Source organism: Providencia sp. PROV252, assembly GCF_033676005.1.
GTDB lineage: Bacteria > Pseudomonadota > Gammaproteobacteria > Enterobacterales > Enterobacteriaceae > Providencia > Providencia vermicola.
The window spans coordinates 788,426-812,514 of record NZ_CP096294.1; the positions used below are offsets into that span (position 1 = coordinate 788,426).

Consider the following 24,089-nt stretch of genomic DNA (forward strand, 5'->3'; position numbering starts at 1 on the left):
AAAATCAGTTGGAGCTAAGTATGTCAGATCAAAGTTACAAAAAAGACTTAAATGGAAGGGCATTATCGCCTGAAACCTTAATGATGAGTTATGGGTATGACCCGCAGCTTTCAGAAGGGTCGATTAAGCCTCCCGTTTTTCTGACGTCAACGTTTGTATTTAAAACGGCTCAGGAAGGAAAAGATTTCTTTAATTTGGTTAGTGGGCGCACACAAGCGCCTAGTCACCAGAAGCAAGGGCTCGTCTATTCACGATTTAATCACCCCAACAGTGAAATTGTTGAGGACCGGTTAGCGTTGTATGAAGGGGCACAAAGTGCCGCTTTATTTTCATCCGGTATGTCAGCGATTACCACTTGTTTGATGGCGGTGTTACAACCTGGAGATGTATTACTGCATTCACAACCACTCTATGGTGGAACAGAAACTTTGTTTCTCAATACGTTAAAGCGGTTTGGTATTACATCAGTGCCTTTTCAAAATGGCTGTGATTTAAACGCTGTTTTAGACGTGGCAAATAGTATTGAGCAAGGCCAAAAGATTGCGGCCATTTATATTGAAACGCCATCAAACCCGCTAAATACAGTGGTTGATATTGAGTTATTGAGCCAAGCAGCGAAACTAATTGGTCAAAAACAAGGTGGAGAAGCCCCACTATTGATTTGTGACAATACGTTATTGGGCCCTGTATTTCAAAAACCTCTCGCATTAGGTGCGGATTTAAGTGTGTACTCACTAACTAAATATGTGGGTGGACATTCGGACCTTGTTGCAGGGGCTGTTGCAGGTAGCCATGAACTGGTGAAAAAAGTCAAAGCGCAACGTAATGCCATCGGAACGCAATTAGACCCGCATTCAAGCTGGATGTTAGGACGTTCTTTGGAAACGCTGCAATTGCGGATGGAGAGGGCAAATAACAGTGCACAAACGCTGGCTGAATTTTTATATCAGCACCCGAAAGTGAGCAAAGTGCATTTCCCTGCATTTTTTCCGAAAGGCAGTGTTGAACACCACGTTTATCAGAAACAATGTAGTGGTGCAGGTTCAACGTTCTCCATTAATGTTGGAAAAGATGAAGCTGATGCGTTCCGTTTTTTAGATAATCTCGCGATTTTTAAACTAGCAGTGAGCTTGGGGGGAACGGAATCATTGGCAAGCCACCCTGCTTCAACAACGCACTCAGGTGTTGCACAAGCAGTACGTGAGAAAATTGGGATTAGTGATAACTTAGTGCGTTTATCTATTGGTATCGAGAATGTAAATGACCTAAAACATGCATTAGAGCAAGCATTAGACGCCATCTAAGCGATTAAATATTATGGAGAGGAATAGGTTTGCTCCTCTCCATTTTCTTGACTAATTTAACCGATATTGAGATGGTAGCTCGCTAAAACCAAGGCCATTGGCTTTTTTCACGTTAATCTGTACTGGAATACGCTCTTTCATCGCTTCTACATGACTAATAACGCCAATCATTTTCCCTGAAGCATTCAGACTTTCAAGAGCATCAAGGGCAATATCTAGCGTTTCGGCATCCAAAGTACCAAATCCTTCATCTAGAAATAGTGACTCTAATTGTGTGCGGTTGCTGACCATGTCTGAAAGTGCCAGTGCTAATGCTAAACTAACAAGAAAGCTTTCTCCCCCAGATAACGTTTTGATATCTCTGACAGAATCAGCCTGCCAGCTATCGATAACTTGTAACTCTAAGTTAGCTTGGTGGCTACGTTGCAATATATAGCGGCCATGGAGCTTATCGAGTTGTTGGTTGGCTAACGTTACCAAACAATCAAGCGTTAGGCCTTGTGCATAGCGGCGGAATTTATCCCCTTCAGCGGAACCAATGAGTGCATTTAAATAACTCCAATCATCGTAACTGAGTTGGCTTTTTTCTATTTCTTGCAGTAAATCTTGTTGCTGGTGGCGTTGTTGTCTATCGGTATCTAAGCGATTAATAATGCGCCCTTGTTGTTGATTATATTGTTTAATTTCCTCATCGAGGGTTGTGATAATGTCGTTTAATTGTGCCTCAGAAAGTGACGAAAAATCTGTGGAACGTTGCTGACTAAGGGCTTCGAGTGCTTGCATGCCTTCTTGATGGCGGGTCTCACTTTGCAATAGCGTTTGGCTGACTCGTTGCTTTAACGCTTCTAACTGTTGTTTTTCTTCAAGGTTTAACAATGCCTCAAGGAAGGTTTGTTGCGTGCTAAATGGGCTTTTTGCCAGTGCATCATTAAATTGCTCTTGCGCTTGTTGATGTTCGAATTTGGCTTTATTGAGTGTCTTGATAATCTCCTGCAAGCGACCATTAAGTGAGGCAATATTTTTATCAACTTCATTTAGCTGTTGACTAAGTTGTTCTTGAGCTAACGAAAGCGCCTCTTGTTGAGTATTCATCTGTTGGATAAATAGAGGTATAGGTAGTCCTGAAAGTTGTGTTTTGCGCTCAGCGTTTTTTTGCTGAAGGACTATATTAGCTTGTTTAAATTGAGTTTCTTCTTTTTCAATTTGCTGATTGAGTTGCTTTAATTGGTCGGATTCAGATTTAAGTGTGGCGCTTGTGACCTCAATTTTTTGGTTTAGAGCCTGCGCGGTGATTTTTTGAGTATTGTAAAACTCACCACGTTGAGTGATATCACTCACCCATTTATCAAAGTTTTCACTTTCTGGTAAGTTCAGATCAAAATGGACTAAAGCTGTTTGAAATTGCTCAGTTTGTTCATTTTTTCGTTGCTGTAATTGAGCTAGTTCTCTCTGCGATTCATCAAATAATTGGGTTTGATATTTTAATCGCTCTTCAATGAGTGAAAGGCCTGCTTGTTGTTGAGTTAAATACGTTTGCTGGTCGTGCTGCAACTGCTTAGCTTGCTGATATTCACGCTCTAATGTCATGAATTCATGGGTGATTTTTTGTTGTTGTGTTAGTTTAGCGGTTAGCTCATTGATAAAGGCACTCACCGCCTGCTCGTTCAGTGCTAATTCAGGTGTAAGTGCTTGCTCACATGTTTTTTTCCAGTTGTGAACCAAGCTATCTAGGTGAGCAGTGGTTTGCTGCAATTGTTGTGCTTGCTCTTTTTGGCGTAGCTGCTGTGTTTCGGATAGCGTGGATAACTTAGTTTGTTGTTGTTTAAGGTGGTCAAGCTGCTCAGTTAAGTGAATGAGTTGCTGTTGTGTTTCGCTCAGGTGAATGGATTGGTATGTTTGTACCGCTGGATGTTGCGTGGAACCACATAGTGGGCACGGTTTTCCTGAAACGAGTTGTTGACGTTCTTGCTCTAAACTGACAATTTTCTGTTCTAATTGGTACTTTTCATTGGTTAGTTTGATGCGAGGTGCCAACTCATTGATTTGAGACTCAGTCAGTTCGCGTTCTTTTTGTGTTTGGCTGCTCTGTTGCTGTAAATCAGCATGTTGCTGATTGTGTTGCTGTAATTGGTTTTGCGCACTCAGGTATTGGGACAACATTAACGGTAATAATTTGGCATGCTGTAAACGCGTTTGCAGTTGCTCAATCTGTTGATTAACTGCATAAATATCGTATTTTTCTTGGTCGGCTTTGTATTGTTGTTCTTGTCTTTTAAACGCGAGTGTGTGTTTTTCTAAGGTGGACGTAGTCTGTGTTAATTCTTCTGTGCGTTTTTGTTTATCCACTTGCAGTTGTTCAATTTCGTTTGAGAGTTTCTTTTGTTTCTGTAATAAGGTATTGAGCTGATCTCCTAATTCAAAAATAAAACGCCCTTGCTGTTTCCAACTGCCTATTTGCGCGTTGATATCTGCATCTTTTTGTTTTTCATTTAGAAATATGTTCAACTCGTTAAGTTGATGGGTTGCTTGTTGAATCTGGCCTTGTGTCTCATTTATCCACTGTTGTTTTTGTTCAAAAGTTACCTTTTTTTCAGCTATTTGTTGTTTTAATTCGTGTTGTTGCTGCGTTAACTGCAAAATTTGGTTATCGAGAGGGCGAACTGTTTCATCAATCATTTGGTTTTGTTGTTTTACAAAATCAATATGTTTGCGGTGTTCATCCTGAGATTGAATGAGTGTGGCTTGTAGCGGCGTTCGTTCGGCCTGTTGTTTTTCCAGATTGAGTTGTAACTGCTGCTGTTGTTCTGTGTATTCAGTGAGTTGCCTCTGTAGACTTTCAATATTTTGCCAAAGAGGGCGTAGCGACTCCGCAGGTTCGCCATTCGATAGTTTCTTCAGTTGTGGTTGCGCCGTTTGGTATTCAAGTTGGGCATTTTTTAGTTCATTATCAAGTGATTGTAATCTCACAGTGAGCTGGTTGTGTTGTTGCCACCAATTAAGTTCCTGTTGATGCTGTGCACGCTTTTGCTTTATTTCAGTTTCGTGTTTCAGTAACGTATTTTGCTGTTCTAGCAGCTCTTGGTGTTCTGATTCCGTAAGTAAATTAATACTTTGCGCTCTGGCTTTTAAGAGATCTAAATCTGTTTTTGCTTGCTTGTGTTGGTTAAAAATATATTTGGAGATTTGGCTATAAATTTCTGTGCCTGTAATTTCTTCAAGTAGGTCAGCGCGTTCTTTTTCGGAAGCGTTTAAGAAAGCGGCAAAGTCCCCTTGCGATAGCAAGATGGATTTTGTAAAGCGGCCAAAATCTAACCCTGTAATTTTGGTTATTTGGTCGCGAATTTCAGATACCTTAACGGTAATGATTTTGCCATCAGCCACTTGGGCAAGTTCCGCTTTCGGTGGTTGCAAGTTGCCATCTGGTTTATTACCTGCGCGGCGTTGGCTCCAAAATGCGCGATAGGCCGCACCTTTGACTTCAAATTCCACTTCAGCAAGGCAGTCCCCGGTGTGGCGGGTCATCAGCTCGTTTTGGCTTGCGGAAATTGAATCTAATCGTGGTGTCCGATGATATAGCGCTAAGCAGATAGCATCCAATAAGGTGGTTTTCCCCGCACCCGTTGCGCCTGTGATGGCAAATAGCCCCTGGCTGGCAAACGGCTCTTGCGTAAAGTCGATTTTCCATTCACCTTTGAGAGAATTAATATTTTTGAGGCGTAAGCTTAAGATTTTCATATCAATTACCCTTGCTCTTGGCGTAATGCGTCGTAGGATTGTTGGAAAAGTTGGGTTAGACGCTGTTCACGTTCAGGGTCTTCTAGCGTTTCTTCGCTAAGGCGGCGTAAGAAAACCTCTTCTACTGTAAGTTCATTCAGGGTTTCATTGGCCAACGCAAGGTTTTGCCCTTGTTTTTGCTTTCTCGCACGGCGCAGTAACACGACTTCAACGGGAAGGTTTTGTGTGAGAGCTTCGATGCGTTGTTGAATATCCGCGAGATAATCTTGAGAGGCCACCTCAATATCCAACCAAACTGCATTTTCACCTTGGTAATCTTGCCATACGCTAAGTTGTTGTTCTATTTCTTTTAATGAGCCTTTAATCGTCTGTAAGGGCTGAAAAATAGGGATCGCTAACGGGGTGATTTCGGTTAATTCGCTGCCTGTGAATTCAACTAAACAGATACTTTTTTGTTGGGCGGTTTCATCAAAACTGAGGGCAATAGGGGATCCGCAATAGCGAATATGTTGTTTTCCACCAATCACTTGAGGGCGATGAATATGGCCAAGAGCAATATAATCCGCAGGGGGGAACGCCCCTGAAGGGAAGGCTTCTAATGTGCCAATATAAATATCACGCACGGAATCGGTTAATTCCGCGCCAATGACAGTTAAATGCCCCGTAGCAATAATTGGAATATCCACGCCGAGCATTGCGCGTTGTTCGAGGGCAAATTGGTAGCTGGCTAGGTAATGGTCATGAATAGCAGTTTGTAGCGAAAGCTGTTTTTCTTCAATACTTTGCCCTGCAACACTCAATTGAATATCCCGAGGGCGTAAAAAAGGAATGGCACACACGAGGCCAATGGGTTGCGATTGTTTATTGTGTAGAGTAATAACATTCGGTTCACTGCCAGAGGTGACCACTTGGGTATTGAGGTAGCTTAATAATGCGCTCGATTCATTCAGAACGGAAACGGAATCGTGGTTACCGCTCAAAATAACCAACTGGCACCCCGTTTTTTGCAAGTCCACAATAAATTTATTATATAACTCGCGGGCATAACTAGGTGGTGACCCTGTATCAAAAATGTCCCCTGCTACGATAACGGCATCAACGTGATGAATTTCGACTTGGTTTACTAACCAATCTAAAAAGTGTTGGTGCTCAGGCGCACGGCTTTTGGTAAAAAAGTATTGGCCAAGATGCCAGTCAGAGGTATGAATAATGCGCATGAGCCATCCGTTCCTGTCTTTGATAAAGGGCATAAATTACTGCTATCCAGTATACCTGATCCTATCAAAACCTCGTGTTTTTCTCGTGTTATGGCGGAATTATTTCACTTAGATGACATTTACCCGCTAATATAAGGAGAAATATTTGATTTGCGAATAGACATTCATAATTCTGTCATAAAAGTGACGCATAATGCGTTCACATTAACAATGTCTTCTTATTTACAGGAACAATCATGGCAAGACGCATTCTAGTGGTTGAAGATGAAGCGCCCATCCGAGAAATGGTTTGTTTTGTATTAGAACAGAATGGTTTTCAGCCAATTGAAGCTGATGATTATGACAGCGCAATTGCACAGTTAGTTGATCCTCTCCCTGATTTGGTTTTATTGGATTGGATGATCCCTGGTGGTTCAGGTCTCCAAGTGATTAAACATATGAAGCGCGATAGCGCGACGCGTGATGTTCCCGTGATGATGTTAACAGCACGCGGGGAAGAAGAAGATCGAGTGAAAGGGCTTGAAGTCGGCGCTGATGATTATTTGATTAAGCCGTTTTCCCCGAAAGAGTTAATTGCTCGCGTTAAAGCTATTCTCCGTCGGATCTCTCCGATGTCGACAGAAGATATCATCGAAATGAATGGGTTAACGTTAGACCCAACCTCCCACCGTGTGACGAGTAATGACACCCCGATTGATATGGGGCCAACGGAATATAAGCTTCTGCATTTCTTTATGACTCACCCTGAGCGTGTATACAGCCGTGAGCAGCTCTTGAATTATGTGTGGGGCGCGAATGTTTACGTCGAAGATAGAACGGTGGATGTGCACATTCGGCGTTTAAGAAAAGCGCTAGAAACTGAAGGTCATGATAAAATGGTGCAAACAGTACGCGGTACGGGTTACCGTTTCTCTGTTCGTTATTAACGACAAACTAGGGAGAGACATGCGTGCTTGAACGCTTATCGATTAAACAGCTGGTTTGGGGGCTGTTTTTATTTATCTTGCCAGCGCTGATTTTGTCCATTTTTATCGGGCATTTGCCTTGGCTGTTGGTGGTTTCGTTACTGGCAGCCTTAGTGTGGCATGCATATAACCTGCTAAAACTATCTTATTGGCTTTGGTTGGATAAAAGTATGTTACCACCCGAGGGGCGAGGAGGATGGGAGCCGATATTTTACGGTATTTACCAGATGCAGCAGCGTAATCGTAAACGTCGCCGCGAATTAGGGCAGTTGATTAAACGTTTTCGTAGTGGCGCTGAATCCTTACCCGACGCCGTTGTGATGATGACCACTGAAGGCAATATTTTTTGGTGTAATCGCCACGCTCAGGCTTTGTTAGGCTTTCGCTGGCCAGAAGATAATGGCCAACATATTTTCAATTTATTGCGCTACCCTGATTTTAGTCGTTATTTTTCAATCAAAAGCTACGACCAAGCATTAACCATTGAGCTGAATAGTGGGGAAATTGTTGAGTTTCGTATCTTGCCTTATACCGAAGGGCAACTACTGATGGTGGCGCGAGATGTCACTGAAAAACGTCGGTTGGAGAAAGCGCGTAGGGATTTTTTTGCTAACGTTAGCCACGAACTACGTACTCCACTTACCGTTATTCAGGGATATCTTGAGGTAATGGATGACCAGGAAGGTATGCCAGCCGTCAATAAAAAAGCGCTGAATGTGATGCAAGAGCAAGCTCATAGAATGGATAATTTGGTTAAACAGCTTTTGCAGTTATCTCGTATCGAAATTGCACCGCAAATCAACCTTGATGAGCAGGTAAACATTCCAGTAATCCTCAAAATGATTGAGCAAGAAGCGTTAAGTTTAAGCCAGGGCCGCCAGCAATTTGAGTTTAATATCGATGAATCACTGCGAGTACATGGCAATGAGGAGCAACTGCGCAGTGCTGTGGCGAACTTAGTGTATAACGCTATTAACCATACGCCTGAAGGCACAAAAATTCGTGTGGATTGGCGCAAAACCAGTCTTGGTGCTCAATTTAGTGTGAAGGATAATGGGCCAGGGATCCCGTCAGAGCATCTTCCACGTTTGACAGAGCGTTTTTACCGTGTGGATAAAGCACGTTCACGTCAAGGTGGTGGTGGAACAGGGCTTGGGTTGGCTATTGTGAAACATGCCGTTCAGCACCATAGCAGCCAGCTGGTGGTCACTAGCCAAGTTGGTAAAGGGAGTGAGTTCTCATTTACTTTGCCACCTGTGCTAATCGTTGATGATAAAAAATTGAAAAAATCCTAAATGATCCCACTTTATTAATATAATCAACTTGTTAATAAAGTGGATCCTGCTTGCTTACCTATTAATTAATTTTGTTAATACATTATTTTTTTATATTATCCTGCCAATTAATGATTTTGATATTATATATCCTACCAGTTAGTAAAAAAAATGAATGACAAAATGATGAGTTGATTATTTTTCGAACAAATCATATAACGAGTATTGTGATTTTACTGAAAGGAATCACTGGTTCTGAAAATTAGTTTAGTTATTTCCTCTTGTTTTCGGGTTTGCTATTGCCTTTTTGCCCTATAAAAGTTCTACTTGTTGTCAGTTATTGGCGATTTTTTCTGTTTTTTGATTTTTCGTTTTGTCATAGGCAAGCAGGCATACTTTTTTATATTGTTAACAGTATGTTTATCAGAATTCTATCTCGCTATATATATTTCAAAGGGTTGCTAAGTGCATATCCGTAATTTTTTATTTTCGCTACTAAAAATTAACATAATATGGCTCATCGTTTATCATCAAGAGATATCATCGCATTAGGTTTTATGACCTTTGCGTTATTTGTCGGGGCAGGAAATATTATTTTCCCTCCGATGGTTGGCTTACAGGCAGGGGAACAAGTTTGGACCGCCGCACTTGGCTTTTTAGTCACGGGTGTGGGTCTACCTGTATTAACCGTTATTGCATTGGCGAAAGTTGGGGGCGGAATTGAAGCCCTGAGTTCGCCAGTTGGGAAAACAGCGGGTTTACTGCTAGCGGTAGTCGCTTATTTATCTGTCGGCCCGTTATTTGCCACACCAAGAACCGCAACAGTATCGTATAAAGTCGGGATCGCACCGTTATTTGGTGGCGAATCTGATATGTTACTGTTTATCTATAGCGCGGTTTATTTTGTGTTGGTAATTGGTATTTCGCTATATCCAGGGAAACTGCTGGATAGCGTAGGGCACATTTTGGCGCCTGTTAAAATGCTTGCATTGGCTATTTTGGGTGTTGCAGCGGTGATGTGGCCTGCGGGCGATCCAATTCCGTCGACGGTAGACTACCGTGATATGGCTTTTTCAAATGGCTTTATTAACGGTTACCTCACTATGGATACCCTCGGGGCGATGGTGTTTGGGATTGTTATCGTGAATGCGGCGCGTTCAAGGGGTATCGAAAACTCATCATTACTCACTCGCTACACCATGTGGGCAGGCTTAATTGCTGGGGTACTGTTGACGTTGGTGTATTTATCCTTGTTTAAACTGGGTGAAAACAGTGGCTCGTTGATCCCAAATCCAGAAGATGGTGCGGATATCCTACATACTTATGTGCAATACACGTTTGGTGGCTACGGTAGCTTCTTCCTTGCGGTATTGATTTTTGTGGCTTGTATGGTGACTGCGGTTGGCTTGACCTGTGCTTGTGCAGAGTTCTTTAGCCGCTACGTGCCAATTTCTTACCGTAAGCTGGTGTTGATCTTAGGTATTTTCTCTATGGTCATCTCAAACTTAGGTTTGAGTAAATTAATTGCCTTCTCATTACCTGTACTGGTTTCAATTTATCCACCTTGTATTGTCTTGATCTTACTGAGCTTTACATTGAAATGGTGGAAAAATCCAACGGTGGTGATAGCCCCAACGATGCTGGTAAGCTTTGTGGTCGGTTTAATTGGTGCGGTGAAAGCGTCCGAACATTTGAAAGTCTATATCCCAGAGTGGATGACAGCGATGCCATTGTATAAACAAGATTTAGTTTGGGTATTACCTACGCTTGTTGTCTTAGTTGTCGCGATTGTCTGTGACAAAGTGGTGTCACCATCAGTGCAGCATAAGCAAGCTTAATTATCTGAATTATCAAATAAAAGGGAGCCGATTGGCTCCCTTTTTCTTTTTGAGTGTTTTCAAAACTGAAATGTACTTACCAAATAAATGTAGAGTTTTTTTGTTGAAATTAGTACTCGGTACGAATGAAGTGGTGTGTATGCGCAAGGAGGTGCAGATGAACTACTTAGAGCTTATTGAAACGACAGTATTTAGTCGTGAGCGAAAGTTATTGATGGACGATGATGAGTTTCAATTATTTCAGACATTTTTGTTAGAAAATTATGAATATGGTGACACGATAAGTCACACTGGCGGATGCAAACATACTGGAATGAAGCAACAAGAGTTTGCTGAGGCGATTGGCTCAAGTGTGGATTTAGTCCGTAGTTGGGAGCAAAAGCGTAGATTCCCATCGGGCATGGCACTTAAAATTTTATTTCTTATTGAAAAAAAAACTAGCATTATCGATGAGTTAAGGAATATTCGGGTTTAACCAAGCCCATGATAGTACAGGGCTTGGTTTTGTTACGCTGAATTAATCCACGCCTACCGCACTACCTGCTGGTCGGCGAACATCATTAGAGCCGTAAATAAAGCCTTCGCGGACTTTACCAGAAACGGCGGAGTCATTACCCGATGACTTAGCACTGACGCCAGCACCATCAGGGATAGCAACCATGATTAGCTCAGCGGCGCCCCAAGGTGTTTGCTCAACCATTTTATAGCCCATCTTATCGAGGAGGGCTAAGCTATCTTTCGACACACCGCGCTCTTCGTAATATACCTCATCAGGTAGCCATTGATGGTGAATACGCGGTGCATTGACGGCTTCTTGTGGTGGCATACCGTGGTCAATGATATTCAAAGCAGTTTGCAGGGTGATAGAAATAATCCGTGAGCCTCCCGGTGAGCCAAGCACTAAGAATACTTTACCGTCTTTGGTGACAATAGTTGGGCTCATTGATGAAAGTGGACGTTTACCCGGCGCGATAGAATTTCGTTCACCTTGTACTAAGCCATAAAGGTTTTTCTCTCCAACTTTTGTGGTGAAATCGTCCATTTCATCATTAAGGAAGAAACCTGTTCCTGGAGGGATAACCACGGAGCCAAATCGACCGTTGATTGTGTAAGTAGTTGAAACGGCATTTCCTTTTTCATCAACAACCGAGTAATGCGTTGTTTCTGGCTTTTCATGAGGCCCCATACCTGGCTGAACTTGTGTTGAAGGTGTCGCTTGGTTTGGCTTGATTTCTTTGCGCAGCTCTTCGGCGTAGGCTTTGCTTAACAATTTTTCGGTTGGGTTATCCACAAACTCAGGGTCGCCAAGAAACGTATTTCGGTCCATATAGGCGTGGCGCATAGCCTCGGTTAGGGTATGAATATACTCAGCAGAATTAAAACCCATCTCTTTAAGGTCATAACCCTCTAAAATATTTAAGGTTTGGCAGATAGTCACACCACCTGAGCTTGGCGGTGGCGCAGAAATAAATTGATAGCCTCTATAGGTACAGCTAACTGGTGTTGTGTCCGTGATAGTAAAATCGGCAAAATCTTTCGCGGTGAGTATGCCGCCATTTTTCTTTGACGCCTCCTCGACCGCTTTTGGTATTTCACCTTCATAGAAAGCGGACGGCCCATTTTTGGCAATTTTTTCAAGGGTATTGGCTAAATCGGTTTGTACCAATAAGTCACCGGGCTGGAAAGCACTACCATCAGGTTTTAAGAATATACGCGCAACTTCAGGGTCTTGTTTAAAGCGCTCGGTGGTTGTATCCAGCACATCGGTATCTGCACGGGTTAGGGTGAAGCCTTCTCTGGCAAGCTTAATTGCAGGCTCCATCACTTGTTGGCGGCTCATCGTGCCGTATTTTTCTAATGCGTAATCAAGGCCTTTTACGGTACCCGGCACACCCGAAGCGAGGTAGCCGTATAAGCTTGCGTCTTTGATTAACTTACCGTCTTTATCGAGATACATATCCGCGCTTGCTGCGGCAGGGGCGGTTTCTCTAAAATTGATGAATAGGTCTTTGCCATCAGCCAAGTGAATGGTCATAAAGCCGCCACCGCCAATATTGCCACAACACGGGTTAACAACGGCTTGGGCATAGCCAACTGCCACTGCAGCATCCACAGCGTTTCCGCCTGATTTCAAGATATCTGCGCCAATTTGTGAGGCTAAATGTTGAGATGAAACGACCATGCCTTTTTTGGCTTCAACGGCAGGTTCTGATGCAGCAAAGAGTTGGCTTGAAAATAATAAGGAAAGCAATAATGCAGCAGGGCGTAATGATGTTCTGATCATTCGTATCTCCCAGTTAAGGTAAAGTTTGATGTAACACAAATCAATAATATGAATAATTTGTTAATTATTTGTGTTTTTAATGTATAGCATACAATAGTGCAGAACGTTGAATATTTGAGTTAAGAAGTGTTAACTGGGTAGGGTTATTTATCAATAAGCAGGATTTAAATATGGATAGGAAAAGGGCTCAAAAAGAGCCCATGAAGTATATTATTTCTTATTAAACAATGCCATGTGGACCCAACCATTATTGGTTAAAATGAGAGGGCTTTGCTGTGCACGTTCAGCATGTGTTTGTGCTGATTTAATTTGAGGATAAGCTGCAATCACTTTTTCATTTTTTGCCCATGCAGCAACATCCTCCAGTTTTTGCGTGTAGTTGGCGATAGAAATCTGCTGACCACCGCGCTCAGCTGGCTCAGTAAAATTAGTGACTTCGTTAACGACTAACTTACCCGTGCAGAAACTGCCACGGCCTGAAGATTGGGCTTGCTTCTCGTTATAAAATTTTTGCCCTTCACTGGTCAATGTATATTCGACGCCATCCCCTACTTGCTCTCCACTCCACATATCTTTCACGGTGACTTGTTTTTCGCTTTTTGCCAGTAAACCTGCATTCACTAAAGTATCCAGTTGTTCAATATTACGGTAGCTGAATTTGGTGATAAAGCCTGCTGGCATAGGATCTACATTGATACAAATCGCTTTCTTAGTATCGAGGTAATCTTGGATAGACTTTTTGAAGTTACTTTCTGATGCGGTTTGGCTGCTATCACATCCTGCAAGTAATGCACTGATGAGGGCGATTGAGGTGATGAGTTTTAATTTCATTTTCCGATACCTAGCTTTGTTATTTATTTGTAATTAAATGATTCTAATTGTAACGGTAATATAAATAAGGAAAGGTTTATAGTCAGAGATAAATGATAAGGGAGATTTTGGGGTTGTTTGAGATGTTTCTTAGGACGAGATTATGAAAAGAAAAAGCGGGCAGTGCCCGCTTTCGAAAAACTAAATCGATTGATTACAGTTTTGCAGAGTTTTTGGTCAGGTAGTCAGCAACGCCTTTTGGAGAAGCATTCATACCTTCTTTTCCTTTTTCCCACTGAGCTGGGCAAACATCACCGTGCTCTTCGTGGAATTGCAGTGCGTCAACCATACGCAGCATTTCGTCGATGTTACGGCCTAATGGCAGGTCGTTAACCACTTGGTGACGAACAACACCGTTTTTGTCAACGAGGAAAGAACCACGCAGGGCAACGCCTGCTTCTGGGTGGTCAATACCGTAAGCTTTCATGATTTCGCGTTTGATATCAGCAACCATCGGGTATTTAACTTCACCGATACCGCCGTTATCTACTGGGGTTTTACGCCATGCGTTATGAACAAACTCAGAGTCAAAAGAAACACCAACAATTTCAACACCGCGTTTTTTGAATTCTTCATAGCGGTGGTCAAATGCGATCAGCTCTGAAGGACAAACGAAAGTAAAGTCCATTGGCCAGAAGAAGATCACAGCTGGACGGCCGTTCAGGTGGGTTTTCAGGTTGAAGTTTTCAACGATTTCACCGTTACCTAAAACAGCAGCAGCAGTAAAGTCAGGGGCTTGACGTGTTACCAGAACCATAATTTACTCCTATGAGTTTGATTTTTGTCCGAGAGATTTTACAAAAAATTATGTATTTTCGGACATAGACTTCCAAAAGGATAAAAAATTATCTTTTGATAATAAAGACATTTAAACCAATTATTGTGATAGGTTTTAGCTATCAATTGTACTGGTTTAATAAATTAATATCAATAAGATAGTTTTATTCTGCCAAAGTGCAAGTATTAATTTATTCCTTTGCCTGTATTGTGACATCTTGTACAAAAATTTGTTGCAGCGCATTCACCATCATTTGTGGGTAAAATTGAAAGAAAATATTTTCAAGTTCACTATACTGCAATAAAAAATCATCAAATGAACCACTTAGCGCACTCAGTTTAGGCCTTCTTTTCGCCATCCCATTCAGGGATTTACCGATATAGCTTTTGTCTGCGTAGCGAATTAACCATTGCTGCGGCCAGAGATACTCATTTAGCTCCTGAAATTTTTCAGGGGTATGACAAAGCTGAGGTTCGATAATATTTCGACAATAACGCACAAATTCAGGCAATGAAATGGCTGGCTCAATTGTCGACCAATGCAAAGACAAAAAATGATCCCATACTAAATCCAAGGTGATCGGCGCAACACGCCGATATTCCTCACGAAACAGCAATTTGGCTTCTTTGACTAAGGGATGTGTGTCAGTAATTCGATCGACGGCTCGGTGCATCATAATGCCAGAGACAATTTCGGACGAGTAAATGCCCGCAGGGTTGCCGCGAACGTAGTCAGCCATTGTATTGCCGAGCAGGGAGCTGTCAGCGAGGTGGGCCAGGTGGAGGTGCGCTAAATAATTCACTTTAAAATGTCCGTCGTCTTTCAAACCACAGGGGTGTTAGCTTCGTAAAGCCACCCGAATCACATACTCATGTATGCTCATCGGGATATCTTTACTTGCTGCCTACCTGTGATTCGAAATCCATAGGACATGCAACGCAGCTTAGCTAACTTTTTGATTGCTCAAACTATAGCAGTAATTATGTTGAATTCGAAACTTACAGGACATTACTTGGTAGAGGAATAATAAAGAATTCCTCTAATTCGAAATTCATGAGGTATGAGTATTGAGAGATAAAAGGAAAAACAGAAATAATTCATTTATCGAATGGATAAATAGCGTACAGAATTTTTTGCTAACAAAATATTTGTTAAATAATGGTGGTTTTTTGTGCGATTTTGCGCTTATTTCTTGCGCCAAAGGCGGTGCGGCACTAGACTAGTCGCCTGTTTTTTTAGATTGATGTCAATACAATGCGTGTTTCTGATTTTACTTTTGAATTACCTGAAGAACTGATTGCCCACTACCCACAGGCTGAACGTAGCGCTTGCCGCTTATTAAGTCTAGATGGCGGATCGGGGCAGCTAACGCATGGTGTTTTTACGGATGTTCTAGAAAAATTGGAGAAAGGGGATTTACTGGTATTCAACAATACTCGCGTGATCCCTGCAAGGCTATTTGGTCGTAAAGTTAGCGGCGGTAAAATTGAAGTTCTCATTGAACGTATGTTGGACGAGCACCGTGTATTAGCACATGTTCGCGCCTCAAAAGCGCCGAAAGAAGGCACTGAATTGTTGCTGGGTGAAGATGAAAGCGTCAACGCCACGATGGTGGCGCGTCATGGAGCTTTATTTGAGCTGCGTTTTGATGATGAACGGGATGTGCTGAGCATTTTGAACCAAATTGGTCATATGCCATTGCCACCTTACATCGACCGACCTGATGAAGAAGCGGACAAAGAGCTTTATCAAACCGTGTATAGTGAAAAACCGGGGGCTGTCGCAGCACCAACGGCTGGCCTACACTTTGATGAGCCTTTGCTTGAAGCTTTGCGCCAAAAAGGTGTCGAAATGGCGTTTGTCACGTTACATGTTGGCGCGGGGACGTTCCAGCCTGTTCGTGTTGATACCATCGAAGACCACATCATGCACTCCGAATATGCGGAAGTGCCACAAGATGTGGTTGATGCGGTATTGGCGTGTAAAGCGCGTGGTAACCGTGTTATTGCAGTGGGAACAACGTCAGTTCGTTCATTAGAAAGCGCAGCTAAAGCCAGCCAAGATGCCTTAATTGCTCCATTTTTTGATGATACCCAAATTTTTATTTATCCAGGTTATGAATATCAGGTGATTGATGCACTCATCACTAACTTCCATCTGCCTGAATCGACATTAATTATGTTGGTTTCTGCATTTGCTGGATATAAAAACACAATGAATGCGTACAAAGAAGCGGTTGCTGAGCAATACCGTTTCTTTAGCTATGGTGATGCGATGTTTATCACCCCCAATGCGAATGCAAAATTCGAAAAAATTGGCGAATAATCAGTGATAAGCGGTGGCATCAGCTGCTTGCTTAGCAAATTAATACTATCGATAACATCAGACTGTTTTTCTGATGTTTGGAGGCAAACGTGAAATATGAATTACAAACGACCGATGGCAATGCACGCCGTGGCCGTTTAGTGTTTGAGCGCGGCGTGGTTGAAACCCCTGCATTTATGCCAGTGGGCACCTACGGTACCGTAAAAGGCATGACCCCAGAAGAAGTGAAAGAAACGGGCGCTCAAATCCTGTTAGGCAATACTTTCCACCTGTGGTTACGCCCTGGCCAAGAAATCATGAAGTTGCATGGTGACCTCCATGACTTTATGCAATGGCAAGGTCCAATTTTAACGGATTCGGGCGGTTTCCAAGTCTTTAGTCTTGGCGCGATGCGTAAAATTAAAGAAGAAGGCGTACATTTTCGTAACCCAATTAACGGTGAGAAAGTTTTCTTAAGCCCTGAAAAATCGATGGAAATTCAGTACGACCTCGGTTCAGATATCGTAATGATATTCGACGAATGTACGCCATATCCAGCAGATTGGGATTATGCAAAGACCTCAATGGAAATGTCACTGCGCTGGGCTGCGCGTAGCCGCCAACGTTTTGATGAGTTAAACAATAAAAATGCGTTGTTTGGTATCATCCAAGGCAGTGTTTACGAAGATTTACGTGATATTTCGGTTAAGGGGCTGGTGGAAATTGGCTTTGATGGTTACGCTGTAGGCGGCCTCGCCGTTGGCGAACCGAAAGAAGATATGCACCGTATTTTAGAGCATGTTTGCCCACAAATTCCGGCAGAAAAACCGCGGTATTTAATGGGTGTCGGTAAACCAGAAGATTTAGTGGAAGGCGTTCGTCGTGGTATCGACATGTTCGACTGTGTGATGCCAACACGAAATGCACGAAATGGGCATTTATTTGTCACGAATGGCGTGGTAAAAATTCGTAATGCGAAGTATAAATCTGACACATCAACGCTCGACGCGGATTGTGACTGCTATACTTGTCGTCATTACAGTCGTGCCTACTTGCATCATCTTGATAGATGTAATGAAATTCTTGGCGCAAGGCTCAATACCATCCATAATTTACGTTATTATCAACGTTTAATGGCGTGTATCCGCCAAGCCATTGAAGACGGTAATTTCGAAGAGTTTGCGAAAGATTTCTATCAAAAGATTGGAAAACCTGAACCTTCGTTAAATATCGAATGAATTTAAGTGCGAAATCACGCTAATCTGTGTAGCATAGTTAGCTTGGTTTATTCGTTAGACTTCGAATATAAACGCACTGAATTAGTTAGAGTCTGTACTTAAAATTGCTTTCAATAAAACAATGAGGAAAGTTGAATGAGTTTTTTTATTTCTGAAGCAGCGGCATCAGCAGGTGCACCAGCGCAAGGTAGCCCATACACCATGGTTATCATGCTTGTTGTTTTTGCGCTGATCTTCTATTTCATGATTTTGCGTCCACAGCAAAAACGTGCGAAAGAACACCGTAAATTGATGGAATCTATCACTAAAGGTGATGAAGTTTTAACAACTGGCGGTTTAATCGGACGTGTGACTAAAGTGTCTGAAACAGGTTATGTTGTTCTTGAACTGAGTGAGAACACAGAAGTAACCATCAAACGTGATTTCGTTGCTGCTGTTTTACCTAAAGGCACAATGAAAGCAATTTAATTCTGATTTTCCCGAAGGGAACTGCCGTGCTAAACCGTTATCCTTTGTGGAAGTATCTGATGTTGATCGTTGCGATCCTCATCGGTCTGCTTTATGCGCTTCCTAACCTATATGGTGAGGATCCGGCTGTTCAGATCACTGGCGTGCGGGGAACCGCCGCCAATGAACAAACGCTGGTCCAAGTCCAAAAATCGTTACAAGATGACAACATTGAGAGTAAGTCTATCTCTCTGGAAAATGGGGCAATTTTAGCCCGTTTCAACAACTCTGATGTTCAGTTACGTGCTCGTGAAGTCATCATGAATGCACTGGGTGACCAGTATGTTGTTGCATTAAACCTTGCACCTGCGACGCCTAAGTGGCTCGAAGCTGTCGGCGGTGAGCCGATGAAGCTGGGTCTTGACCTGCGTGGTGGGGTTCACTTCCTGATGGAAGTTGATATGGACACTGCATTAGGTAAGTTGCAGGAACAAAACATGGATGGTTTGCGTAATGACCTGCGTCAAGAAGGCATTGCGTACTCTTCTATTCGTAAAGGCAATGATTACAGCGTTGAAGTTCGCTTCCGTAATGCTGACGATCGTAGCCAAGCAGAAAAAGCACTAACACGTAAATATCCAGACCTCGTGTTTAGTGATGGCAGCGACAACACGATGATCGCTGTGATGACCGACGAGCGCTTACGTGAAGCTCGTAACTATGCTGTTTCTCAAAACATTACTATCATCCGTAACCGTGTAAACCAATTAGGTGTTGCTGAGCCTTTAGTTCAACGCCAAGGTGCAGACCGCATTGTGGTTGAGTTACCGGGTATTCAAGATACAGCACGTGCTAAAGAAATCTTAGGCGCAACCGCTACATTAGAATTCCGCCTTGTCAATACCAGCGTGGATTCATCCGCTGCAGAAAGTGGCCGTGTACCAGGTGACTCTGAAGTTAAATATGACCGTGAAGGGGCGCCATATGTCCTGTATAAACGCGTTATTTTAACGGGGGACCATATCACTGACTCCACCTCTGAAGCCGATGAAAACGGTGCACCGCAAGTGAGCATCAGCCTTGATAGTTCTGGTGGTTCTATCATGTCTGACTTTACGCGTGATAACCAAGACAAGCTAATGGCAACGCTGTTTGTTGAATATAAAGACAGCGGTAAAAAAGATGCGACTGGCCGTTCAATCTTGGTGAAAGACGAAAAAGTTATCAATGCTGCACGTATTTCTGCACGTTTTGGTAGCAAATTCCGTATCACTGGTATCAATAATGGTAATGAAGCACGCCAGCTTTCATTATTATTACGTGCAGGTGCGTTGATTGCGCCAATTCAAATCGTTGAAGAACGTACTATCGGTCCAACACTGGGTATGCAAAATATCGAGCAAGGTCTGAAGGCGTGTATCGCGGGTCTGTTAGCGTCTATCCTGTTTATGATTATCTACTATCGTAAATTTGGTTTGATTGCGAGTAGCGCGCTGTTAGCGAACTTGGTGTTAATTGTGGGTGTGATGTCGTTGTTGCCAGGTGCAACACTTACCATGCCAGGTATTGCGGGTATCGTATTAACCCTTGCGGTTGCGGTCGATGCCAACGTACTGATCAACGAACGTATTAAAGAAGAGCTGAAAAACGGGCGATCCGTTCAGCAAGCGATTCATGAAGGTTATAAAGGTGCCTTCTCAAGTATTATCGATGCAAACTTAACGACATTGATCACCGCTATCATTCTATATGCAGTGGGGACGGGGTCGATTAAAGGCTTTGCAATTACGACAGCGATTGGTGTCGCAACCTCTATGTTTACAGCGATTGTAGGTACACGTGCGATTGTGAACCTGCTATATGGTGGTAAACGTATTAACAAGCTGTCAATTTAAGGAGCACGTTGTGGCACAGGATTATACTGTTGAACAATTGAACTATGGCCGTAAAGTCTATGACTTTATGCGCTGGGACAACGTTGCCTTCACGATTTCAGCTCTGTTATTGGTTGCATCAGTTGTCATTATCGGACTAAAAGGGTTTAACTGGGGTCTAGATTTCACTGGGGGGACGGTTATTGAGATTAACCTAAGTCAACCTGCTGATTTGGATAAAATTCGTGATAGCTTGTCTAACTCGAACCATAAAGACCCATTGATTCAAAACTTTGGTAGCAGCCGTGACATCATGATCCGTATCCCGCCAATTGAAGGTACTGCGGGTCAAGAAGTCGGCAAAGAGATTATTACGATTATCAACCAAAACGTTGATGATAAAGCCACTGTAAAACGAATCGAATTCGTGGGGCCGAGTGTCGGTGCAGAGTTGGCGCAAACAGGGGCATTAGCTCTGTTAACTGCGCTTATCTGTATTTTGATTTATGTCGGTTTCCGTTTCGAATGGCGTCTGGCAGCGGGTGCCGTATTGTCTCTTGCCCATGACGTGGTGATTACCTTGGGTATTCTGTCTCTGTTCCATATTGAGATAGATATGACCATCGTAGCATCATTGATGTCGGTTATTGGTTACTCGCTGAACGACAGTATCGTTGTTTCCGACCGTATCCGTGAAAACTTCCGCAAAATTCGTCGTGGTACACCGTACGAAATCATGAACGTCTCTTTGACGCAAACATTGAGCCGTACCATCATGACATCAGCCACCACATTATTAGTGGTTCTGATGCTGTACCTGTTCGGTGGCGCAATGTTGGAAGGCTTCTCACTGGTTATGTTAATCGGTGTAACTATCGGTACTATCTCATCTATTTATGTGGCTTCTGCATTAGCACTGAAGATGGGTATGAAGCGTGAACACTTGATGCAAGTAAAAGTCGAAAAAGAAGGCGCAGACCAAGAGTCATTACTGCCTTAGTTTTTAAAAACGATAAATAACTAAGCCAATTAGTACTCAAAATAGTTTGTGTTGTGAGTAGGCAGCAAGCGAGCGATATCCCTAGGAACATAGTAAACTATGTGACTAGGGTATCGGAGTGCAGCTAAAACCCTCACAACACGAAATATGAAGAGTTACGAACACCTTGTAAGTTACCTTACAAGGTGTTTTTTCTTGCATAGTAGGGTAAACTATCCCTCCGTAAATAGGACTCAGGAAACGCTATGCATTGCCCATTTTGCTCAGCTGTAGATACGAAAGTCATCGACTCGCGTCTGGTTGGTGAAGGTGCTCAAGTCCGTAGACGCCGCCAATGTTTGCTTTGTCATGAACGTTTTACCACGTTTGAAGTGGCAGAACTTGTCATGCCCCGAGTCATTAAAAGTGATGAAGTGCGTGAGCCGTTTGATGAAGAAAAACTCAATCGCGGTATGCAAAAAGCGTTGGAAAAACGCCCTGTTAGCTCTGATGATATTGAACAAGCTATTATTTCCATTAAGTCCCAGCTCCGTGCGACAGGGGAACGTGAAGTTCCGTCGAAATTAATTGGTAGCTTGGTAATGGATGAGCTGAAAAAGCTCGATAAAGTGGCGTATATCCGTTTTGCCTCGGTTTATCGTAGTTTTGAAGATGTGCGTGAGTTTGGCGAAGAAATCGCGAAACTACAGGATTAGCGCCAATGATTGAACAAGATAACATTTACATGGCGCGTGCTTTTGAATTAGCACGTCTTGGCCGTTTTACCACATCACCGAATCCAAACGTCGGGTGTGTGATTGTACGTGATGGCGAAATTGTGGGCGAAGGCTATCACCAAAAAGCGGGTGAACCCCATGCGGAAGTGCATGCACTGCGAATGGCGGGCGAGAAAGCGAAAGGGGCAACGGCGTATGTCACCCTTGAACCTTGTAGCCATCATGGCCGTACACCACCTTGTGCAGAAGCATTGATTAACGCAGGCGTGAGTCGTGTTGTTGCCGCGATGCAAGACCCCAACCCACAGGTCGCTGGGCGTGGTCTGTACATGTTGTCTCAAGCGGGAATTGAAACTCGCAGTAATGTTTTATTAGAGGAAGCCGAAGCGGCAAACCGCGGTTTCTTAAAACGCATGCGTACTGGCTTCCCGTATATTCAGTTAAAACTTGCCGCCTCACTCGATGGTAAAACCGCGTTAGAGACAGGCGAAAGTAAGTGGATCACCAGTGCTGCGGCACGTAAAGATGTCCAAGAGTTTCGTGCCCAGGCTAGCGCCATCTTAAGTACCAGTAGCACTGTGATTGCGGATGACCCATCTCTGACAGTGCGTTGGAACGAGCTCCCCGCGGATATTCAACACGTTTACCCAGAAAGCCAAGTGCGCCAGCCAATCCGTATTGTGCTGGATAACCACAACCGCGTGACGGCTGACCATAAAGTCACACAACTTGAAGGTGAGTGTTGGTTAGTTCGCGCAACCCCAGAAGCAAACACATCATGGCAAGGAAAAGTTGAGCAGATTGCCGTTCCCGCTGATGATAACGGCACTGATCTGGTTATTTTAATGATGCAGCTGGCGAAACGTAACGTAAACAGTATTTGGGTAGAAGCGGGGGCCAAATTAGCGGGATCGTTACTCAAGCTGGGTATTGTTGATGAACTGATTGTGTATATTGCCCCTAAATTACTGGGCAACAATGCACGTGGTTTGGTTGATTTCCCTGCATTAAATGCCTTGGTGGATGCGCCAAGATTTGAATTTACAGATGTGACGAAAGTCGGTGATGACCTGCGTGTCAGGCTACGCCCTGTCTGGTAAGTGCGTTTTTTTGAAATTCGCGCATACGATAAACGAAAGAATGTGATAAAATCCGCGCCCCGCGGGTTATAATTAATATTAGAGGAAGACTATGAACGTAATTAAAGGTGTTGTTGCTGCGCCGAAAGCGCGTGTTGCTATCGCTATTGCTCGTTTTAACAACTTTATTAATGATAGTCTGCTGGAAGGCGCTGTTGATGCGTTAGAGCGTATTGGCCAAGTTTCAAACGACAACATTACTATCGTTTGGGTCCCGGGTGCCTATGAACTGCCATTAACCGCGAAAGCGCTAGTTGAAACTAAAAAATATGATGCCGTTATTGCACTAGGTACGGTTATCCGTGGTGGTACTGCTCATTTTGAATACGTTGCGGGTGAGTGCAGCTCTGGCCTGTCCCATGTTGCAATGAATAGCGAAGTGCCTGTAACTTTTGGTGTATTAACCACTGAAAATATCGAGCAAGCTATTGAACGTGCGGGTACTAAAGCGGGCAACAAAGGCGCTGAAGCTGCCTTAACAGCACTTGAAATGATTAATGTGATTAAAGCCATCAAAGGCAAATAATACACAAATAATGTGACGTCGCGGAGAGTGTGTAAACCTCTTTGCGACACAAATTATTGTGTATAGTTTTTAAATTTAAGGGGAATCTTGTGAAACCTGCTGCTCGTCGCCGCGCTCGTGAGTGTGCTGTACAGGCCATTTATTCATGGCAATTATCTGGCAATCCAATTGCTGAAGTCGAATATGAGTTTATTGCTGAACAGGACATGTCAGACGTTGACGTAAACTATTTTCGTGAACTGTTATCAGGCGTTGCGACCAATGCAACTAAGCTTGATCAACTGATGGCGCCTTATTTATCTCGTCAACTCGAAGAGCTGGGTCAGGTAGAAAAAGCGATTTTACGTGTCTCTATGTTTGAATTGAGCTTCCGTGAAGATGTGCCTTACAAAGTCGCAATTAATGAAGGTATTGAATTAGCGAAAGTATTCGGCGCAGAAGATAGCCATAAATTCGTTAACGGTGTATTAGATAAAGCGGCACCAGCGGTTCGCCGTAAAAAATAATAATATCAGGGTTCCCTCCTGTAACACTACAGTAGTCGAGAGGTAGGCTGGGTTTCAGTCTACCTTTGTACTTA

The 24,089-nt window shown here is 43.1% G+C and carries 20 protein-coding genes; 14 read left to right on the forward strand and 6 right to left on the reverse strand.

Annotated features, from left to right (window positions below; all coding sequences use genetic code 11):
• Positions 1-20: 20 nt before the first annotated feature.
• Complete coding sequence (locus tag M1F05_RS03375; RefSeq protein WP_206084554.1) at positions 21-1,304, forward strand: cystathionine gamma-synthase family protein; 1,284 nt, start codon at positions 21-23, stop codon at positions 1,302-1,304.
• Positions 1,305-1,355: 51 nt separating this feature from the next.
• Here M1F05_RS03375 and M1F05_RS03380 read toward each other — a convergent pair whose 3' ends face one another.
• A complete protein-coding gene (locus M1F05_RS03380) occupies positions 1,356-5,039 on the reverse strand; it encodes an AAA family ATPase (RefSeq protein ID WP_206084555.1) in 3,684 nt (1,227 codons plus the stop codon).
• Positions 5,040-5,044: 5 nt separating this feature from the next.
• Positions 5,045-6,256: an exonuclease subunit SbcD gene (gene sbcD / locus M1F05_RS03385; RefSeq protein ID WP_206084556.1), complete on the reverse strand. Its 1,212-nt coding sequence runs from the start codon at positions 6,254-6,256 to the stop codon at positions 5,045-5,047.
• Positions 6,257-6,492: 236 nt separating this feature from the next.
• On the opposite strand from sbcD, the gene phoB reads away from it, so the two are divergent.
• The 4 genes from phoB (at position 6,493) to M1F05_RS03405 (ending at position 10,808) form a co-directional block, all read left to right on the forward strand.
• The gene (gene phoB, locus M1F05_RS03390) at positions 6,493-7,182 is read left to right on the forward strand and encodes a phosphate regulon transcriptional regulator PhoB (RefSeq protein ID WP_206084557.1); all 690 of its coding nucleotides are present in this window, start codon (positions 6,493-6,495) and stop codon (positions 7,180-7,182) included.
• Positions 7,183-7,205: 23 nt separating this feature from the next.
• Positions 7,206-8,516, forward strand: coding sequence for a phosphate regulon sensor histidine kinase PhoR (gene phoR / locus M1F05_RS03395; protein WP_206084558.1), 1,311 nt, complete (start codon positions 7,206-7,208; stop codon positions 8,514-8,516).
• Positions 8,517-9,007: 491 nt separating this feature from the next.
• Positions 9,008-10,333 carry a branched-chain amino acid transport system II carrier protein gene (brnQ, locus tag M1F05_RS03400; RefSeq protein WP_206084559.1) on the forward strand — a complete coding sequence of 442 codons (1,326 nt, stop codon included), beginning with the start codon at positions 9,008-9,010 and terminating at the stop codon, positions 10,331-10,333.
• A 157-nt stretch (positions 10,334-10,490) separates the two neighbouring features.
• On the forward strand, positions 10,491-10,808 hold the full coding sequence (locus M1F05_RS03405; RefSeq protein ID WP_206084560.1) for a helix-turn-helix domain-containing protein: 318 nt from the start codon (positions 10,491-10,493) through the stop codon (positions 10,806-10,808).
• A gap of 42 nt (positions 10,809-10,850) precedes the next feature.
• Here M1F05_RS03405 and ggt read toward each other — a convergent pair whose 3' ends face one another.
• The 4 genes from ggt to M1F05_RS03425 form a co-directional block, all read right to left on the reverse strand.
• Positions 10,851-12,617 (reverse strand): gamma-glutamyltransferase, encoded by a 1,767-nt coding sequence (gene ggt / locus M1F05_RS03410; protein ID WP_206084561.1) that lies wholly within the window; start codon positions 12,615-12,617, stop codon positions 10,851-10,853.
• 210 nt (positions 12,618-12,827) lie between these two features.
• On the reverse strand, positions 12,828-13,448 hold the full coding sequence (locus M1F05_RS03415; protein ID WP_206084562.1) for a hypothetical protein: 621 nt from the start codon (positions 13,446-13,448) through the stop codon (positions 12,828-12,830).
• 193 nt (positions 13,449-13,641) lie between these two features.
• Positions 13,642-14,244: a peroxiredoxin C gene (locus M1F05_RS03420; RefSeq protein ID WP_206084563.1), complete on the reverse strand. Its 603-nt coding sequence runs from the start codon at positions 14,242-14,244 to the stop codon at positions 13,642-13,644.
• A 211-nt stretch (positions 14,245-14,455) separates the two neighbouring features.
• The gene (locus M1F05_RS03425) at positions 14,456-15,067 is read right to left on the reverse strand and encodes an ACP phosphodiesterase (RefSeq protein WP_206084564.1); all 612 of its coding nucleotides are present in this window, start codon (positions 15,065-15,067) and stop codon (positions 14,456-14,458) included.
• Positions 15,068-15,519: 452 nt separating this feature from the next.
• Between M1F05_RS03425 and queA the strand changes: the two genes are divergently transcribed.
• From queA to nusB, 9 genes are all read left to right on the forward strand, one after another.
• The gene (gene queA / locus M1F05_RS03430; RefSeq protein ID WP_206084565.1) at positions 15,520-16,590 is read left to right on the forward strand and encodes a tRNA preQ1(34) S-adenosylmethionine ribosyltransferase-isomerase QueA; all 1,071 of its coding nucleotides are present in this window, start codon (positions 15,520-15,522) and stop codon (positions 16,588-16,590) included.
• An 89-nt stretch (positions 16,591-16,679) separates the two neighbouring features.
• Entirely contained in the window at positions 16,680-17,807 is a 1,128-nt protein-coding gene (gene tgt, locus M1F05_RS03435) for a tRNA guanosine(34) transglycosylase Tgt (RefSeq protein ID WP_206084566.1), read from the forward strand.
• A gap of 135 nt (positions 17,808-17,942) precedes the next feature.
• Positions 17,943-18,275: a preprotein translocase subunit YajC gene (yajC, locus tag M1F05_RS03440; protein ID WP_004905542.1), complete on the forward strand. Its 333-nt coding sequence runs from the start codon at positions 17,943-17,945 to the stop codon at positions 18,273-18,275.
• Between the two features lie 26 nt (positions 18,276-18,301).
• The gene (gene secD, locus M1F05_RS03445; RefSeq protein WP_206084567.1) at positions 18,302-20,149 is read left to right on the forward strand and encodes a protein translocase subunit SecD; all 1,848 of its coding nucleotides are present in this window, start codon (positions 18,302-18,304) and stop codon (positions 20,147-20,149) included.
• A gap of 10 nt (positions 20,150-20,159) precedes the next feature.
• On the forward strand, positions 20,160-21,128 hold the full coding sequence (gene secF, locus M1F05_RS03450; protein ID WP_206084568.1) for a protein translocase subunit SecF: 969 nt from the start codon (positions 20,160-20,162) through the stop codon (positions 21,126-21,128).
• Between the two features lie 245 nt (positions 21,129-21,373).
• Positions 21,374-21,823, forward strand: coding sequence for a transcriptional regulator NrdR (gene nrdR / locus M1F05_RS03455; RefSeq protein WP_206084569.1), 450 nt, complete (start codon positions 21,374-21,376; stop codon positions 21,821-21,823).
• Between the two features lie 8 nt (positions 21,824-21,831).
• Positions 21,832-22,944, forward strand: coding sequence for a bifunctional diaminohydroxyphosphoribosylaminopyrimidine deaminase/5-amino-6-(5-phosphoribosylamino)uracil reductase RibD (gene ribD / locus M1F05_RS03460; protein ID WP_206084791.1), 1,113 nt, complete (start codon positions 21,832-21,834; stop codon positions 22,942-22,944).
• A 91-nt stretch (positions 22,945-23,035) separates the two neighbouring features.
• The gene (ribE, locus tag M1F05_RS03465; protein WP_206084570.1) at positions 23,036-23,509 is read left to right on the forward strand and encodes a 6,7-dimethyl-8-ribityllumazine synthase; all 474 of its coding nucleotides are present in this window, start codon (positions 23,036-23,038) and stop codon (positions 23,507-23,509) included.
• A gap of 89 nt (positions 23,510-23,598) precedes the next feature.
• Entirely contained in the window at positions 23,599-24,015 is a 417-nt protein-coding gene (nusB, locus tag M1F05_RS03470) for a transcription antitermination factor NusB (protein WP_036958557.1), read from the forward strand.
• Positions 24,016-24,089 lie beyond the last annotated feature (74 nt).